Here is a 15,496-nt window from a genome sequence, read left to right on the forward strand (position 1 = left end):
GGTGAGACCATGATAGATACAGCGACCTATGCTCAATTACAACAGGATGTTGGTGACGACCTAGCAAAACAGCTTTTACAGGTTTATATCACTGAGTCCCGCCAAATCGTTGCTGATCTTGCTGATGCAACGAAACAATCAGAAATCGAAATAAATGCCCATAGCCTAAAAAGCAGTAGTCGCAGCTACGGTGCATTAGCCGTAGGCGGCCTTGCTGAGCAAATCGAGCAAAAAGCGAAAACATCACAATACGATGATGAATTACAAAGCCTTATTGCATTACTGCAAGACCAATTTGCGCAAACCTTAACCCATGCGCAAAGCTTGATCGGAATTAACTAGTCGCTCAGTTTCTAAAATTAATGGCATTTTTAAAATTTCAGCAAACACATTACTTAATTGCTCAATGTCGTGCTGTTGATTGGGTGATTTAACAACATCATTAAAATGAGAGACAATTTCACTCAATGCATCCAGTGAAATACTTAAATCACAAAAGCTGTATCCGAGCATGCCTTCTAGCCAATCAACCGGTTTCATATCGAGCGATTTAATCACGCTGGCTTCTTTAGCAATATTTTCAATAAACACGCGACACGCCGATGTTTCTTGCACCGCTTTTGCAATGTCTTCAACTAACATGGCTGGCATCACACTGGTTATTAAGCTACCTGGACCAATTATCAGCATGTCTGCATTATGAATTGCTTGAACCACCCCAGGGGCCGCATTGACATCTTGCGAGAGGGTGACATAGTCAGGCAGTACATCTAGTGAATCAATTTCACATTCACCAAAAACTTTTACACCCGATGGCATTACCGCTAATAAATCAGCTGGTTCATCAGACATAGGGAGTATTGTTTCTGAGTTACCTAGCATGGCATTAAACCAAGCAACTGCTTGAGTTGCAGAGTTGGTTTGTTGGGTCAGACTTAATAAGGCAAGGTTGCCAAGGCTGTGGCCATCGAGCTCACCACCTTCAAAACGATGGTGAAATACTTGATGAACCAAAGAATCATCGTCGGCTAGTTGCAAACAACAACGCCTAATATCACCCAGTGCAACCACATCTTGGCTTTCGCGCAATTTACCCGTACTGCCCCCGTTGTCTGTCGTGGCTACAATTGCTGTTAATTCTGCGCAGTGAGGTCTGATTGCGCTTAACATATGGGATAAACCATGCCCGCCGCCTATGCATACTATTTTCATGACTGATACCTCATTGAACTCTATTACTGACTAAAAAGCATAGCGCGTACCAAGTCTTTGAATTTATATAACACAATGAAATTTAATAATTTAATTTCAAGAATTAATGGCTAAACTGAAATCTGTTTTCTATATTTGCATTATGCGATGCAATATTAATTAGGAATGGCAATGGCACAGTTCAACTTAGAACAATTACAACTTGAGCTTAGGCAGTTTCACGGCATCAATGATAGCCGGGCACTGAAAGCGCAACTTGAAAAAGTGCTGTTACCGTATTTTTCATTTAAAGAATTTTGTTTGATTAATATTGAAGAGTTAAAAATGACACTTGAGATGCGCACGCTTAAGTATCTTGAGTTTGACGAAGGGTTATTAAAAACCAAGTTACAGCAAGCATCTTCACCTTGGCTGTTTTCTGAAGATAACATGCTTTTTTGTAATAATACTGAACTGCATAATGCCTTGATTTTTAGAATTGATATTTCAGATCACACAACCCAGTGCATGGTGTTTTTTGATATCACAGAGCAAGCGAAATTTAGTGATAAATCAGAAACAGGCATCATGATCTTGCTGCAACAAGCGGCTTTACAACTCTCAAATCAAACGCGGCTTAATCGCCAAAAGTTTCATTCTACCTCATTGTTAACCCGCCTTGGGGAGCTGTCTGAGTTGTTCCGAGATTTTGCCAGTGAATGGTTTTGGCGCACCAACAAAGAAGAGCAGTTTATTAATGTATTAACCACAGCCAGCCACAGTAATTTGTATAAACGCCATTTTTTACATAAAAACTTTGATGCTATCATCACCGCGCAAGAGCAAAAGCAATTAAAAAAGTGGTCTCACTTTAAACATTTACTTGCTGAACAAGCTGAGTTTCTAGATTTTGAATTTGAAGTAAATTGTTCACCGCCTGCTTGGGTGTCGTTCAGTGGCAAGCCACAATTTGATGCAAATGGTAATTTTCGTGGCTATTTAGGTATAGCCAAAGATATCACCGTCAATAAAGACCGTGAGCAAGCACTGCAATTAGCCAAAGAAAAAGCCGAAGAAGCAAACCTTGCAAAGTCACAGTTTTTAACGGTGATGTCTCATGAAATTAGAACGCCGATGAATGCGATAGTCGGTATGCTCGAACTATTAGCAGACTCGGAACTTAACGATAAACAAACGCGCTGGCTAGATTATGCAAATTCAAGCTCTGACTTATTACTGGATTTGATCAGTGATGTGTTGGATTTTTCGAAAATTGAAAGTGGCTCGATGGAGCTTGATGTTAAAGCAACAGATATAAATGCGCTCGTTAAAAACATCACCGCTCAATTTCAAGAAACAACACAGGGCTCTAAAGTGATGTTTTCAACTGAAATAAAAGATGGCTTGCCAAATAAAATAAACATTGATGGCGTTCGGGTTGGGCAAATCCTATTTAATATTTTAGATAACGCCTTTAAATTTACCAAAGTAGGCACGGTCAATTTCAGAGCTGATTTTAATGATACCCATTTATTATTTGAAGTCGCTGATACTGGGCAGGGGATTTCACAATCGCAAATAGAGACCATTTATGATGCTTTTAAACAGCATGATTATGGTGTTAATCGACAAGTAGAGGGAATTGGGCTTGGACTTAGCATTACCAAAAGTCTAGTCGATTTAATGAAAGGCGAAATAAGAGTGGCAAGTGCTATCAATATTGGCACTAAATTTACCATTTATATTCCATATTCTGTTGTTGCCGATGATCAGCAAGCCATTGAGCATGAGCAAACACTTGAACCCATGTCTATTCTTGTCACCGAAGATAACAAAACTAACCAAGTATTAATTAAAGCATTTTTAGAAAAGCTCAATCACCATGTCACCCTTGCAGATAATGGCCAACAAGCCATTGATAAAGTGCAACAACAAAACTTTGATTTAGTTCTGATGGACATGATGATGCCGGTGATGGACGGCATCACCGCAACCAAATACATTCGCAATGAGTTGCAAATGAGTCTGCCAATTGTGGCCTTAACAGCGAATGCTTCACATCAAGATAAAGCGACTTGCCTAGACGCAGGTATGAACAAAGTACTGACAAAACCCATTCGCTTTCATGATTTAAATCGTGCATTACGTATTTTGTTTAGCCAATAAAAAAGCCCCAAATGGGGCTTTTAAATAAGTAACTCTGCTTTACAACACCATTGCTGCAATCCAGCCTGCAATAAGTAGCGGAATATTAAAATGGATGAATGTAGGTACCACAGAATCCCAAATATGGTCGTGTTGACCATCAGCATTTAGACCAGATGTTGGGCCAAGTGTTGAGTCAGAGGCAGGGGAGCCTGCATCACCTAACGCACCCGCAGTGCCAACCAGTGCAGCTGTAGCCATTACCGAAAAGTTAAGCTCCATACAAAGTGGTACAAACAAGGTGGCTATAATTGGCACTGTCGAAAACGAGCTACCAATGCCCATGGTGATCAATAGCCCAACGAGTAAAATTAACGCGACGGCGAGGGGCTTGTTTCCTTCAATCAACCCTGCGGCAGAGCTAACTAATGAAGCGACATCTCCCGTTGCTTTCATCACTGAAGCAAAGCCTTGCGCCGAAATCATAATAAAGCCAATCATCGCCATCATAGCGATGCCTTTACTAAATACATCGCCATTTTGCTCAAGTTTTACAACACCAAATAAAGTAAATATAGCCACCCCAACAAGGCCACCAAGGATCATAGAGCCACTAATATTTTGCGCTACTAAAGAGCAAAGCACGGCAGTAATACCCACTGCTAGAACTTTCTTAGGTTGTTCAATGACCACGTCTTGTTGCTGCTCTGTCAGGCTATGCGGCTCATAACTACGGCGTTTTCTATAACTGATAAAAACAGCAACCAATAGACCAAACACCATGCCTAAAGCAGGAATGATCATCGCCATTGGTACCTGTGTGTTTACAATCTCTAAACCATTTTCAGTGAGGTTTTTATGTAAGATAGAGTACAAGTAAATGCCACCAAAACCATAAGGCAGCACCATATATGAGGTGGCTAAGCCAAAAGTTAAGATACACGCAATGGCACGTCTATCGAGACGTAACTTATTAAACACCACAAGAAGGGGCGGAATAAGAATAGGGATAAACGCAATATGTACGGGTATCAAATTTTGTGACGAAATCGCACACAGTAAAATGATACTTAATATGAAATAACTTAAGGTTGTTTCGCCTTGGTGGCTGTTGTCGTTAACCTGTTTAAGCAATTTAGACGCTAATATACGCGTTAAGCCCGACTTAGAAATAGCCACCGCAAACGCACCTAACATCGCATAGCTCAGTGCTATTTCTGCACCGCCCGATAAGCCATCATTAAATGCATTAACGGTTTGTGATAAACCAAGGCCTGCGGTTAAACCCGCAACAATCGCGCTCACGGTCATCGCCACAATGACATTAATACGACAAAGTGTCAGGATCAGCATCAACATAACGCCGACAATTACTGCATTCATATTGTTCTCTATTTGGCTGTTTTGAGAGAGTTTAACAGAACTCGCACCTGGTTTTTGCGATTTTGAGTATATGATTGCTGTTGATAACGTACTTCGATGATTATTTGCTCAAATTCACTTAAATAAACTGCCGCCGTAGGCTTTTTCTGTTTGATAAGTGCAATATTTTGCAGTGGTGTGTTGGTTTCAAGAGGCTCAATACCTTGTTTTTTAGCCCACTGATAGAGCTTAGTGATGTCATCTACCAGTGGCTCTCTACTTCGAACTGGGCGTTTGTTATAAAAGAAATAGCCAGTAAAGCTTAGTAATAACGTACCTAACACTATTAATGGCGTTAGCCATGCCGATTTATTACCAAACAGTGAATCAAATAAACTTTGCTGAGATGCTTGGTCAAACGTAAGCACCCAGTTAGTCCATTTATAATCGAGCTCTTCAAGGTGAATTCGAAGCCAGTTTATTGCTTTAAAATGACTCCAACGTTTTAAACCAAAATTAAGATTGTCGTTAAAGCTTTCATTTAAATCACCCAGTTGCGATAGCGAACCATTTAAACGCTCAGGGGCAACAACAGCGGTAGCATCAAATATGTGCCACTTTTCATCGAAGAACACTTCAACCCATGCATGAGCATCGTATTGATAGATATTGAGCGTAGCGGCTTTAGTTTGTTCACCGCCTAAATAACCCGACACAACACGGGCAGGGTAACCAGCAACACGAAACATAAATGCAGCGGTGCTGGCATAGTGGCCGCAAAAGCCACGTTTGGTATCAAATACAAACTGGTCTAGCGTATTATCACCATACATTGGCGTAGGTGTTAATGTGTAAGCAAACTGCTGCTGATTAAAGTAATCAAGTAGTGCGTTAAAATAACCTTGCGCACTTTCATGATCAGCAGCCAGCTGGTTTGCCAGTGCCGTTGTTTGTGGATTGGTAGTTTTCGGCAAGCGGGTGTAAATGCGTTTTTCAAAGTCGGTAAGGCTCAGAATAGCCTCACTACTGGTTACCGCGTATTTAATGTTTTTGTTTAAGTTACCTTTACGTTTTAACAAACCATTGTAGGTAGAGAACACATCTGAATTAGCACTTTGTGCAAAGCCAAGTGCAAAAAGCCAATTAGAAGATGAGGGCTCTGCAATAACCTGATAATTAACGCTATTACTTTGAGTAATTGTACGGCGAATTGGGTTAAATTGTTGCGATTTTAAAATGTCCGATATTAACCATTCACTGCCATTAAACTCATCATGAATAAGGCTGCGCCAGTAATAGGGTGCTTGTAGGGCTTGTCCTGACTGTTGTTCTACCCGAAAAACCAAGTCATCTGACTCAGCTAATTTCGCAATCGAAAATGGGTTAACTTGCTCTGATAAACCGGTTTTAGCTAGCTTTGGCCCCGGTAGCTGCCAAAATGCGGGGAGCTTGGGTAAAAATAAAATCAAAAAAGCGGCAATGGGTAGGGCTAATAATATGGTTTTAAAGCTTTGTTTGTTAGCGGCCTTAAAGCTTAGCGGGCTAGTTAAGTAGCCAAGTACTGCAAAGTTAACAACATAAAGTACACTCACCACTAAGGTTTCGAACAACCCTTGATGGAACAAATACACGGTTGAAAGGTTAAAAAACACCAGTAAACACACAGTTTGATACTGTTTAACGGTTTTCGCCTGTAGCAATTTAAAGCTGCTAGCAAGCAGCATCATCGAGACAAATAATTTGACCGTATCGCTCACAGCAACCAAAACAAATAAGGCAACTAAGCAAACTGCAGCCAAAATATTCGCTATCAGTCCATTTAGTTTTTTATAAAACTTACCTAAAAACAGGTTTAAAAAACTAAGGCCAGCCAATATGGCTAAAAATGGGGTCGCTACTTCAGTAAACAAAAATCCACTAATAACAATAAACAGCAGTGATAAAACGGTATTTATAAGCGGCGTATTCATACTTAAAACTCCGCTAATGCCTGCAAGCAGGCTTTTTGGTGGTTGATCCCTTGGCCTTTTGCAATATGTTTATTGGGTAAGGTTAACGAAAACGCCATGTATTGGTCGGTTAATTGGTTCACCAAAAAACATAACTGGCTTAATCGGTGCTCATTATTGCCACTCAACATATTGAAATTAAGCGTTAATTCCTGTGATGCATCACTGGTAAATTCTTTCGTTAATAGTTGCTGAGTTTTAGCGTAGTGTTTCCACGATACTTTATTAAGAGCTGTACCTTGCACAAAAGGGGTAAGTTGATGAAAGTCATCATTACCCGCTTTAACTTGTGCGTTAACGCCGTCGTGTTCGTCATTGTCATGGAGCTGTGTATCAAGCTTTTCTGAGGCGATAGGCTGCGGATAAACATACACCGTTTCGGTTGGTTCTATGTAACTCCACACAGACACTAAACCAAAAGGAAAATGGCTAATAATTTTAACTCTATCAAAGCCATAAACACCACGTTCACTGCATTTAAGTTCAATTTCAACGGTCTTTTTCTCTTTGCTTTGCAGTGACACAGTTTCTGATTCAAGGTTTTCATTAACCAGTTTAATAAGTTCACAGTGTGATTGTGCGTTAATTTGAAAACGCGCAATAGGGGCTTTTGGCGCATAACTTTCATTAACTGATTGGTATTTAACCGACAAACCTCTCACATTTTTATAGCCAGTGAGTATTGCAAACACTAAAACAACCACCATTAAATACGCCATAGCTAAAATCAGGTTGTTTTGATAGTTAATGCCCATCACAAAGTTAAGCAAGGCAATTAGTAAAAATTGCCCACCGAGTTTTGAAGGTAATACATAAATCGTTTTATGTTGAAGCTCAATTTCGTTGGTTTTATGCTTGTTTTTTAATAACTTATTAAAAACTGACTGACGAAATTGATTAACAAAAGCAGGGCGCTTGTACATGTTTTACAAGCTTACAGGCACATGTTTAAGTGCATAGCCACTGTCACCAGCGTTTAAGCCAAGTCTGTGATCAGTCACACTAGGAAAAACCGCTTGTACATCTTCAGGCATTACAAAATCACGACCTTCAATATACGCCCATGACTTTGCAGCGCGGGCAAGCGCAATACTGGCTCTTGGTGATAATGGGTTTACAAAATGGTTATCTTGGCGAGTAAACGCAACGAGCTCAAGAATATAATCAACCACCGAGTTGCTTATCGTTACTTTATTAATGTCTTTTTGAATAACAGCAAGTTGATCAGGATTAATGCGAACAGGCAAGTCGTCATAATTACGATTGTTTAGGCCTAAAATGAGGTTTTTCTCAGCGTGTTTATCAGGAAAGCCTAAACTAATGCGCATAAAAAAGCGGTCTAATTGCGATTCAGGTAACGGATAAGTACCTGATTGATGCACTGGATTTTGCGTAGCAATCACAAAAAATGGTGATGGTAGGGCGTGTTTAACCGAATCTACCGTCACTTGTTTTTCTTCCATTGCTTCTAAAAGTGCACTTTGTGTTTTAGGACCGGCACGATTAATTTCATCTCCTAATACAACTTGGCTAAATACAGGGCCTTGATGAAAAGTAAAGCTATGTTCTTTAGCATCAAAGATATTAGTACCAAGAATATCAGAAGGTAATAAATCACTAGTGAATTGAATGCGTTGATACGACAAGCCAAGAACCGCGGCAAGTGCATGAGATAAAGTGGTTTTTCCCATGCCTGGTAAATCTTCAATTAACAGATGGCCTTCACTAAATAAACACGTTAAGGCGAGTTTGATTTGTTGTTGCTTACCAAAAATAACCGTTGATAGGTCATTGATAATGAGTTGGATTGTCGAATTCATAAACTACTTAATTTGTTATGGTTTCCATCAATTCTAGGCGTTTCATAACAGAGTCGACTTTTTTTGCGTTGAATGGTTTGGCGATAAAACCTTTAGCACCTAATTCCCAAGTGTTTTGTACATTCTCAAGACTATTATGACCAGAGCACATAACTACATGAGTATGAGGATAGCGGTCATTTAAGTACTCAAGTATTTCTGTACCGTCAGTGTTAGGTAGTTCAATATCAAGAAAGATAACGTTAGGCGACTTTTCTTCAATAACGGTTTTAGCTGATTCAAAATCTCGACTTTCTAAAATATCGTCAAAACCAAGACCAGTTAAAATTTGATTTAGATAGTCGCGGATATCTTGCATATCATCGATTATCAGAATAGGTTCTAACGGCTTCACAAATTCCATATCGTTTACATCTTATCGTTACATCTTAAGTTGATAGTTTTAATATAAGTCATGCGATAACTAAGCTCAAGAAACAAGCACTAATAAAATGAATAATATGATAAAACACCACCCTAATGTCCGATACCGTCTAGTATTGGACTTAACATATACGAAGAGTGGTCATAGTTATGTATAAATACGTTACTACCTATAATTTATATTATGTTAAATAGTGTATTTATCTTTATAAGCAGATTCATTAGTCGTTAGATTTTAAGGTTTTTTAGCCCCTTTTTTGCTTAATTTGGGTTTTCACGGTTTTCTAGCTTTTTTTACTTTGTAAATTTTCAACACGCCTTACTTCATTACAATAAGTCCACAACGGTAAGTTTTTACAAACCTAGATTTTAAAAGTGTTTCTTGTATGGCATCCCAAAAATATAAAAACATTTTTTCACTGCCTGTAACCATTATGGCTTTAAGTTCATTAACGATAATTTATTTCTACAACAAGCTGTTCGTTATAACGAAAGCCATGTAGATGCCCTACAAGCTCAAATTGAACACCTTTATGATTTAGTTGAAGCCAGTGAAACATTTAAAGTTATTGGTAATGACTTAATCAAAATGAGTGGTCAGCTTGCTTTAAAAGATATTGTTTTAAAGTATGGAGATAAAAAACTACATAGTATTTGCCGCATATTTATTTGTGCGGCATCATAGTTATTTAGTAAATTAGTTACGCATGATAATGAGAAAAATTGATTTGAAATAGACCATCCGCTCGCTATTAAACGTGGGTATAAGTCATTATACAGGTTCATGCCAGTTGTTTCAGACGTTACAAAAGATGCTAGTTATTTAGAATGCTTATTAATAGATGGTTTGTTGTTCTTATCTGCTCCTTCGATGTTCAATGACCCATTTGAGTGTAAACCTCATTTCTCTATGTCTAAAAATAGTGCCCCAGCTCTCAGAAAGCATTTATTAACTCAAGAAAGAAAAAGTGCTCGAAGAAACAATATTAAATTTAATTCAGCCGCAGCATCTAAAACTGCAACTGATTTACTTGGAGATCATGAGGCTGCGAACAACCTTATAAATCATGCCATTTTAAAAGTATTTCGTGATAATCGAATTTGTTGTTTTTCGCCAAACCGAGAAAATTTATTATTTTGGTCACATTACGCTAAGTCACATCAGGGAGTATGCATTGAGTTTGTTTCTTCATACGCTCCGATGAACGGTGCTAGAAAAGTTAAGTATACAGAGACTTACCCTTCGGTAATTTATCCATTTCCATCAGAACTAGATTCAGTAGTTCCAATTTTAACGAAGTCTAAAGAATGGAGCTATGAAGAGGAGTTTAGGATTTCATTACGAGAGAACAACCCTCTTTTTGTTTCTGGAACAAATTATCTAAACCTCGATAAAGGAGCAATTAAAAGTGTAACTTTAGGTGCGTGTATATCAGATGAAGACAAAGATACAGTAATGAAAATAGCTAATGAAAGTAAATTTACTCCTAAAGTTTTCCAGTCAAAACTATCCACATCAAAGTTCGGGTTAGTATTCGAAGAAATCAAATGAATAAAGCCGCTCTGGTAATAGGCTTTCAGGGTAAAACCCTTTAAATGATTGCCATTCCCTACCCCAACGGTGATCAAACGATTTTTAGTAAACATATGTGCGGCTCCAAATGTAGTTGCACGGGATTGGAGCCTGAAGAGTATTAAAAAACAAAATGTTGTGTTTGAGCTTTACTTATAGCTAAAATGATAAAAAAGGAGTAGAGAATGATGTTTCACGGTAAGTGGATGAATTACATCCCACATTGGTCATTTATTAAAGGTATGGCTGATATTAAATTAGTTAAAATTTCATATATATGGATAATTATTGTTCCAATCTTAGCTAAAGCTTTGAATGAGGTATCTGATTCAATTCCAATAACAATAGGTAATGTTGTTATAAATTTTAATGTTGCTCTTCCTTTTAGTTGGCAGCTGTTTTTCTTTTCTGCGTTAACATTTTCAATGGCTCAATTTCTGTATACAGTGTTCTGTCCTGAAGTTATAAAAAAGTATAAAAATGTTCACGAGTTTAGAGAAGACGGTAAAACAATTATTCAATTGGGTACCTATCTAAAGGCATTATTATTAGATAGAAAAGCTAGGGACTATAAAACTCACAGTTTTTTCAGTGAACATTTAGATAAACAAAAATTAAGAATTGAACCAAAACATGTAGCTAGAGCATATTTAGCACACCTAAAAAATAGAGAAACAAATGAAGTTGAATTAACAGAGGCAAGCGTATTTGAAACTCAAACTAATATATTATACGTTCTGAATACTGAGCGATATAAAGCAATTTTTGAATTCACATCAAAAATATTCGATGTTCAAAAGCCTATGTTAAGGGTGCTAATATTACTCTTTTATCTCATTGGCTTTTTATTATCTCTCCTAGTACTAAAGCAAAATATCGAATCAGTAATACAGACGATTATTTAAAAATAATCGTCTGTTTCTTAGCAACTTCAGTTCCTTTGCGTATCCAATACTGGATTTGTTTGCGATCAATGTTCACAATAGATTTAAGTTCCTGCACTGATAAATCCATTTCTTTAGCCATATAGTTATAACTGGCTGATGTTTTAAGTGCGCCGCACCAGGTAAACTCAACCTAGTTAAGTATGGTTTTATCTGATTCCTGTGGCCGTTGTGTTATGGCGCAAAGCCTAGCGCCATACTTACGAACCTTACGACATAGCTCGCCCCAATTTGGCGGGGCTTTACTTACCCAGGTAACTTATACAATTTCATCTAGGATTTCTGTAATAAAAAAGTACCTGCTCTAAGTGAACAAGTCAGTTAGCCTTGATAAATCTCTTGGTAATGTTCAGTTAATTTATCTGATTAGATAAAAAGTAGTTTAAAAAAGTTTTTTGACATTTATCTTTAACTTTTTGAAAAATATAGGGAAACTTATTCATTTGTATCTTACAGACCAAGGCTAAAAATCCTTTCAACTTCCCCAATTAAAAACCTTAACAACACCGAGCGCTATTTCATGCAGCACTACAAAACCCGCGCCGTAGAGAGTGGCCCAAACTGGGATAATGATGAAATCGAGGGTTGAGGTGGATGATGAAACGGCGACTTCTTGGTAATTTGTAAGCCAAGGGTAAAAACCAAAGCAGTAAAGAATAACAATTGGGGCTGCAAACAGTATTAAACGCAGTTTTCGCTGTTTAAAAAATGGGATAAAAGACGTACCCAGCATTAGTAATAACGGCACGAACACGTAGACCACCGAGGTAAAATCATTGAGTGTCATGCCTAAACCAACGATTACTATCAGCATGAATAAAGCAGTAAAAATGCGGTAAGCGGCTGTAAAATTCATAGTCATTCCTTGTAATACCAATTCGCTTAATTAAGTAGTCTATTTTGAGGCAATAAAACCTTGTTGATAGCAAGGCAAAAATTTCGTTATTTAGTTGTTCTAAATCAAAAATTTTTAACGCAGATAGCGACAGGTTTAATCCCTCAAAATGATTAAGTATTATTGCGGATTGGTATAATGTACCTACAACCACCCTAGCACGCTTATTTATAAATGGCTATTTTATAAACCAATTTGCCTAGTCCAGTCGATACTTTCTACGAAGTATTTATCATGGCTTACAAGTATAAACCCGCCTTTAAAACCCTGTACTGACTGGGCCAAGAGCTGTTTTGATTCTAGGTCGAGATGATTATCGGGCTCATCGAGTAACAAAAATGCGGTGCTTTCAATATTACTGACGATACACATGGCGAGCTTCATTTTCTCGCCACCACTTAAAACTGCGGCGTGTTTAAAAACAGCGTCTTTTCTAAAGCCAATACTGGCAAGTAGAGTTCGTGCGGTGCTCTCATCTAGGTTTTTACAGTAAGTCAGCACGTTTTCAAGCAGGGTTAGCTCGTTGTTTATTAATGTAAAATGTTGGTCTAAATAATAGAGTGCTTGATTGCAATGTAACTGCCCTGCTTTTACTGGTATGTCGTATGTCAGAGTTTTAAGTAAGGTTGATTTACCAGTGCCATTTGCGCCCGCTAAATGAATTTTATCATCACTGAATACTTGAAAATTAAGTGGCTTTTGTGTTCCGTGTGCTAATACAACATCCTCAAGGCTAAGTACTTTTTGGTGCTTAGCTTCATCTGATTGCGCTAAATAAAATTGCTGCGCTTTAGTTTTTTCAAGCTTGCTAGAAAGCTCATGTTTATTACGAGTCAGCATACCCTCTCGCTTCGCGCTATTTTTACTTTGTGATGATAAATTAGCGCTGGCTTTATCTTTTTTAGCATCCATCAGCACTTTAGGCTGGCTGCCTGATTTTCTGAGGTCTGCGCCCTGACCTGCACGTTGTTGTGCTTTTTGCTTTTGTAGTTGCTCTGCTGCCTTGAGCTTACTTTGCTGTTTAACAATGTGGTTTAATTTATTTTCAAGGGCAGCAACTTGCTGCTGTTTTTGTATTTGGTATTCAGAGAAATGCATACCATATTGTGTTAAGCCAAGAGTTGTTAGCTCCCAAACTTCATTGGCTTGTTCTAATAATTCTTGATCGTGATTTATTAGTAATAGTTGCCCTTTAAAGTTGTGTATTTGCTTTATAAGCCAGCTTTTGCCTTTTGCATCTAAGTGGTTTGATGGCTCATCCAGTATTAAAATGTCGGGCTTTATGCAGGTAAATAGTGTCCAAAGTTTTAATTGGCTAAGCTGACCGCCACTTAAATGTTTGCTTAATGAGTAACGGGTTTTGTTGTTTACGCCAAGCCTTACAAGTTCTGCATTAAAGCGATCTTCTAAGTCCCAATTACCCTCAACCAACATTAAGTTTTGTTCTGTAACTTGCCCTTGGTTTATAGCATCAAGGGCTTTAAACACAGGCTCTAGCCCAATAGCCTCTGCAATTGTTAGCTTTTCATCCTGATTTACATCGTTCATTTGCTTATAAAAGCCAAAGGCTGAATTACAAATAACCGTACCAGAGCTAGGCTCTTTTTGCTTAGCAAGTACTGACGCTAATATAGATTTACCGCAGCCGTTCCTGCCGACTAACGCGGTGACTTTAGCTGTGAGTGAAAATGAAAGGTCGTTAAATACAACATCGCCATTGCCATGTTGGTAACATAAATTAAAAGCTTGAAGTTGTGGCATAGTGCCTCCTGTATTACAGGGGCATAAGCGTTTGATCACACGAGAAGTAATATAATAAATAGTGATAGTGAGCAACGCCTACTAACCCTGTTGGTCCAAAAAGATAAAAATGAAATTGGATAACAGGTTTAGTTGTTCATGTTGGCGGTAACTCCTAATAAGTGAGGCTAGATAATAACCACCCAGTGCTCAAATGGCAATGAGTTATGATAGTCTTAAGCTATTAAGCAGCTTATAGGAATATATTTTGAATTTAGTTAAAAGCCCACTTGCCTCACAAAACCCAATTCAAGTTAAGATGCAACTTGAACAAAGCAAACGTGTATTTGTTATTGGCGATTTAGATGCAGATTTAGCTAAATTTGAACAGGCACTCTGCTCTGTTAATTTTAACCCAAGCGAAGATATCTTGTTTTCACTGGGTGATGTGATTGACCGAGGTGATAACAGCATTGCGTTACTCGCACGTTTTAAAGAGCTTGGTGTAAATATGTGTCTTGGTAACCACGAGCACATGCTACTTGAATCATTACTTGCAAAGGATAAAGGTTACTACCGTTTATGGGTTGAAAATGGTGGCCGTTGGCACACCCAAGCAACCGATGAAGAGCTCGCGTTTGCCTGTAAGCAGCTACTTAGATGCCCGCTTTCTTACTATGTTGAATACGGCACATTAAAAATTGGTTTATCGCATACCACCTGTGCTGATTGGGATTGGCAAAATCCTACTCAAGATTTACAACAAGCGATTGGCGCTTTACTTTGGGATAGAAGCTTAACCAAAGCAAAAAAGCCGTTAATAAATCCAAGTATCGATTTTTCGGTGCATGGCCATAACACAACAAAACAGCCCTATTGGCTTGGCAATAGCTACCATCTTGATACCAATTATCTCAGCGGCAAGCCCACCATTGTTGAGCTTAACACGCTGATCAAGCAGTTTTCATCATTGTAAGCTTGCCAGTCGTTCGACCGTTTTCTCTTCAAGGTATTTTTTGTATGTTAACCTTGCATGCCACAGTTGCTCATCGGTCTCTTGAATGTAGATAATTGGGCCAGCACTTTTACTCGCTAAACTCGTTAGTTTACTGTATTCACGCGTATCAATTTTGCCATCGCTAAAATAGCTTTGCGCGGTATTTAAAAACTGATCGTCTTTATAAATATCACTATGCCAAATAAGCGAGCGATACATACTGGCAGTTATTTCGGTAGGTTTATCGTTGGAGCGGAAAAGTTTCACTTCGGTGTAAATTGAATTACCAGTAATTACAATCCCTATTAACGACAACGTCGTAAGAGTCATCATCCATTTCATGCTCTATTCCTCACAGTTAGGTACTAAATTAACTATAGGAGAGAAAGATGAATGT

At 38.3% G+C, this 15,496-nt stretch carries 14 protein-coding genes; 5 read left to right on the forward strand and 9 right to left on the reverse strand.

The features are described from left to right. Window positions 1–9: 9 nt before the first annotated feature. On the forward strand, window positions 10–342 hold the full coding sequence (locus tag P4S60_RS07650) for an Hpt domain-containing protein (RefSeq protein ID WP_105180517.1): 333 nt from the start codon (window positions 10–12) through the stop codon (window positions 340–342). Here the strand turns inward: P4S60_RS07650 and P4S60_RS07655 are convergent. Then, a complete protein-coding gene (locus P4S60_RS07655; RefSeq protein WP_337115532.1) occupies window positions 307–1,212 on the reverse strand; it encodes a gluconeogenesis factor YvcK family protein in 906 nt (301 codons plus the stop codon). The two genes, P4S60_RS07650 and P4S60_RS07655, sit on opposite strands and share 36 nt — an antisense overlap. Before the next feature lie 171 nt (window positions 1,213–1,383). On the opposite strand from P4S60_RS07655, the gene P4S60_RS07660 reads away from it, so the two are divergent. Next, window positions 1,384–3,357, forward strand: coding sequence for a response regulator (locus P4S60_RS07660; RefSeq protein WP_337115533.1), 1,974 nt, complete (start codon window positions 1,384–1,386; stop codon window positions 3,355–3,357). Window positions 3,358–3,396: 39 nt separating this feature from the next. Here the strand turns inward: P4S60_RS07660 and P4S60_RS07665 are convergent, their stop codons facing one another. Genes P4S60_RS07665 through P4S60_RS07685 form a run of 5 tightly spaced genes read right to left on the reverse strand, consistent with a single transcriptional unit; the run spans window position 3,397 to window position 8,930 of the window. After that, window positions 3,397–4,719, reverse strand: coding sequence for a Na+/H+ antiporter family protein (locus tag P4S60_RS07665; RefSeq protein WP_337115534.1), 1,323 nt, complete (start codon window positions 4,717–4,719; stop codon window positions 3,397–3,399). Window positions 4,720–4,727: 8 nt separating this feature from the next. Then, window positions 4,728–6,668, reverse strand: a complete 1,941-nt coding sequence (locus P4S60_RS07670) for a transglutaminase family protein (RefSeq protein WP_337115535.1) — start codon at window positions 6,666–6,668, stop codon at window positions 4,728–4,730. Between the two features lie 2 nt (window positions 6,669–6,670). Further along, entirely contained in the window at window positions 6,671–7,630 is a 960-nt protein-coding gene (locus P4S60_RS07675; protein ID WP_337115536.1) for a DUF58 domain-containing protein, read from the reverse strand. Window positions 7,631–7,633: 3 nt separating this feature from the next. Then, window positions 7,634–8,527, reverse strand: a complete 894-nt coding sequence (locus P4S60_RS07680) for an AAA family ATPase (protein WP_337115537.1) — start codon at window positions 8,525–8,527, stop codon at window positions 7,634–7,636. Window positions 8,528–8,534: 7 nt separating this feature from the next. Next, a complete protein-coding gene (locus P4S60_RS07685) occupies window positions 8,535–8,930 on the reverse strand; it encodes a response regulator (protein ID WP_337115538.1) in 396 nt (131 codons plus the stop codon). Between the two features lie 804 nt (window positions 8,931–9,734). Between P4S60_RS07685 and P4S60_RS07690 the strand changes: the two genes are divergently transcribed. Continuing rightward, on the forward strand, window positions 9,735–10,502 hold the full coding sequence (locus P4S60_RS07690) for a DUF2971 domain-containing protein (protein WP_337115539.1): 768 nt from the start codon (window positions 9,735–9,737) through the stop codon (window positions 10,500–10,502). Window positions 10,503–10,708: 206 nt separating this feature from the next. Further along, on the forward strand, window positions 10,709–11,428 hold the full coding sequence (locus P4S60_RS07695) for a hypothetical protein (protein ID WP_337115540.1): 720 nt from the start codon (window positions 10,709–10,711) through the stop codon (window positions 11,426–11,428). A gap of 514 nt (window positions 11,429–11,942) precedes the next feature. Here P4S60_RS07695 and P4S60_RS07700 read toward each other — a convergent pair. Next, window positions 11,943–12,323, reverse strand: coding sequence for a hypothetical protein (locus P4S60_RS07700; protein WP_337115541.1), 381 nt, complete (start codon window positions 12,321–12,323; stop codon window positions 11,943–11,945). Window positions 12,324–12,545: 222 nt separating this feature from the next. Continuing rightward, window positions 12,546–14,123: an ATP-binding cassette domain-containing protein gene (locus tag P4S60_RS07705; protein ID WP_337115542.1), complete on the reverse strand. Its 1,578-nt coding sequence runs from the start codon at window positions 14,121–14,123 to the stop codon at window positions 12,546–12,548. 247 nt (window positions 14,124–14,370) lie between these two features. Here P4S60_RS07705 and P4S60_RS07710 point away from each other — a divergent pair, with 247 nt between their 5' ends. After that, entirely contained in the window at window positions 14,371–15,078 is a 708-nt protein-coding gene (locus tag P4S60_RS07710; protein ID WP_337115543.1) for a metallophosphoesterase, read from the forward strand. Here P4S60_RS07710 and P4S60_RS07715 read toward each other — a convergent pair. Then, a complete protein-coding gene (locus P4S60_RS07715) occupies window positions 15,070–15,441 on the reverse strand; it encodes a hypothetical protein (protein ID WP_337115544.1) in 372 nt (123 codons plus the stop codon). The genes P4S60_RS07710 and P4S60_RS07715 overlap by 9 nt on opposite strands. Between the last annotated feature and the right edge of the window lie 55 nt (window positions 15,442–15,496).

Source organism: Pseudoalteromonas sp. Hal040 (assembly GCF_037162425.1).
In the GTDB taxonomy this organism is placed as follows: Bacteria; Pseudomonadota; Gammaproteobacteria; order Enterobacterales; family Alteromonadaceae; genus Pseudoalteromonas; species Pseudoalteromonas gelatinilytica.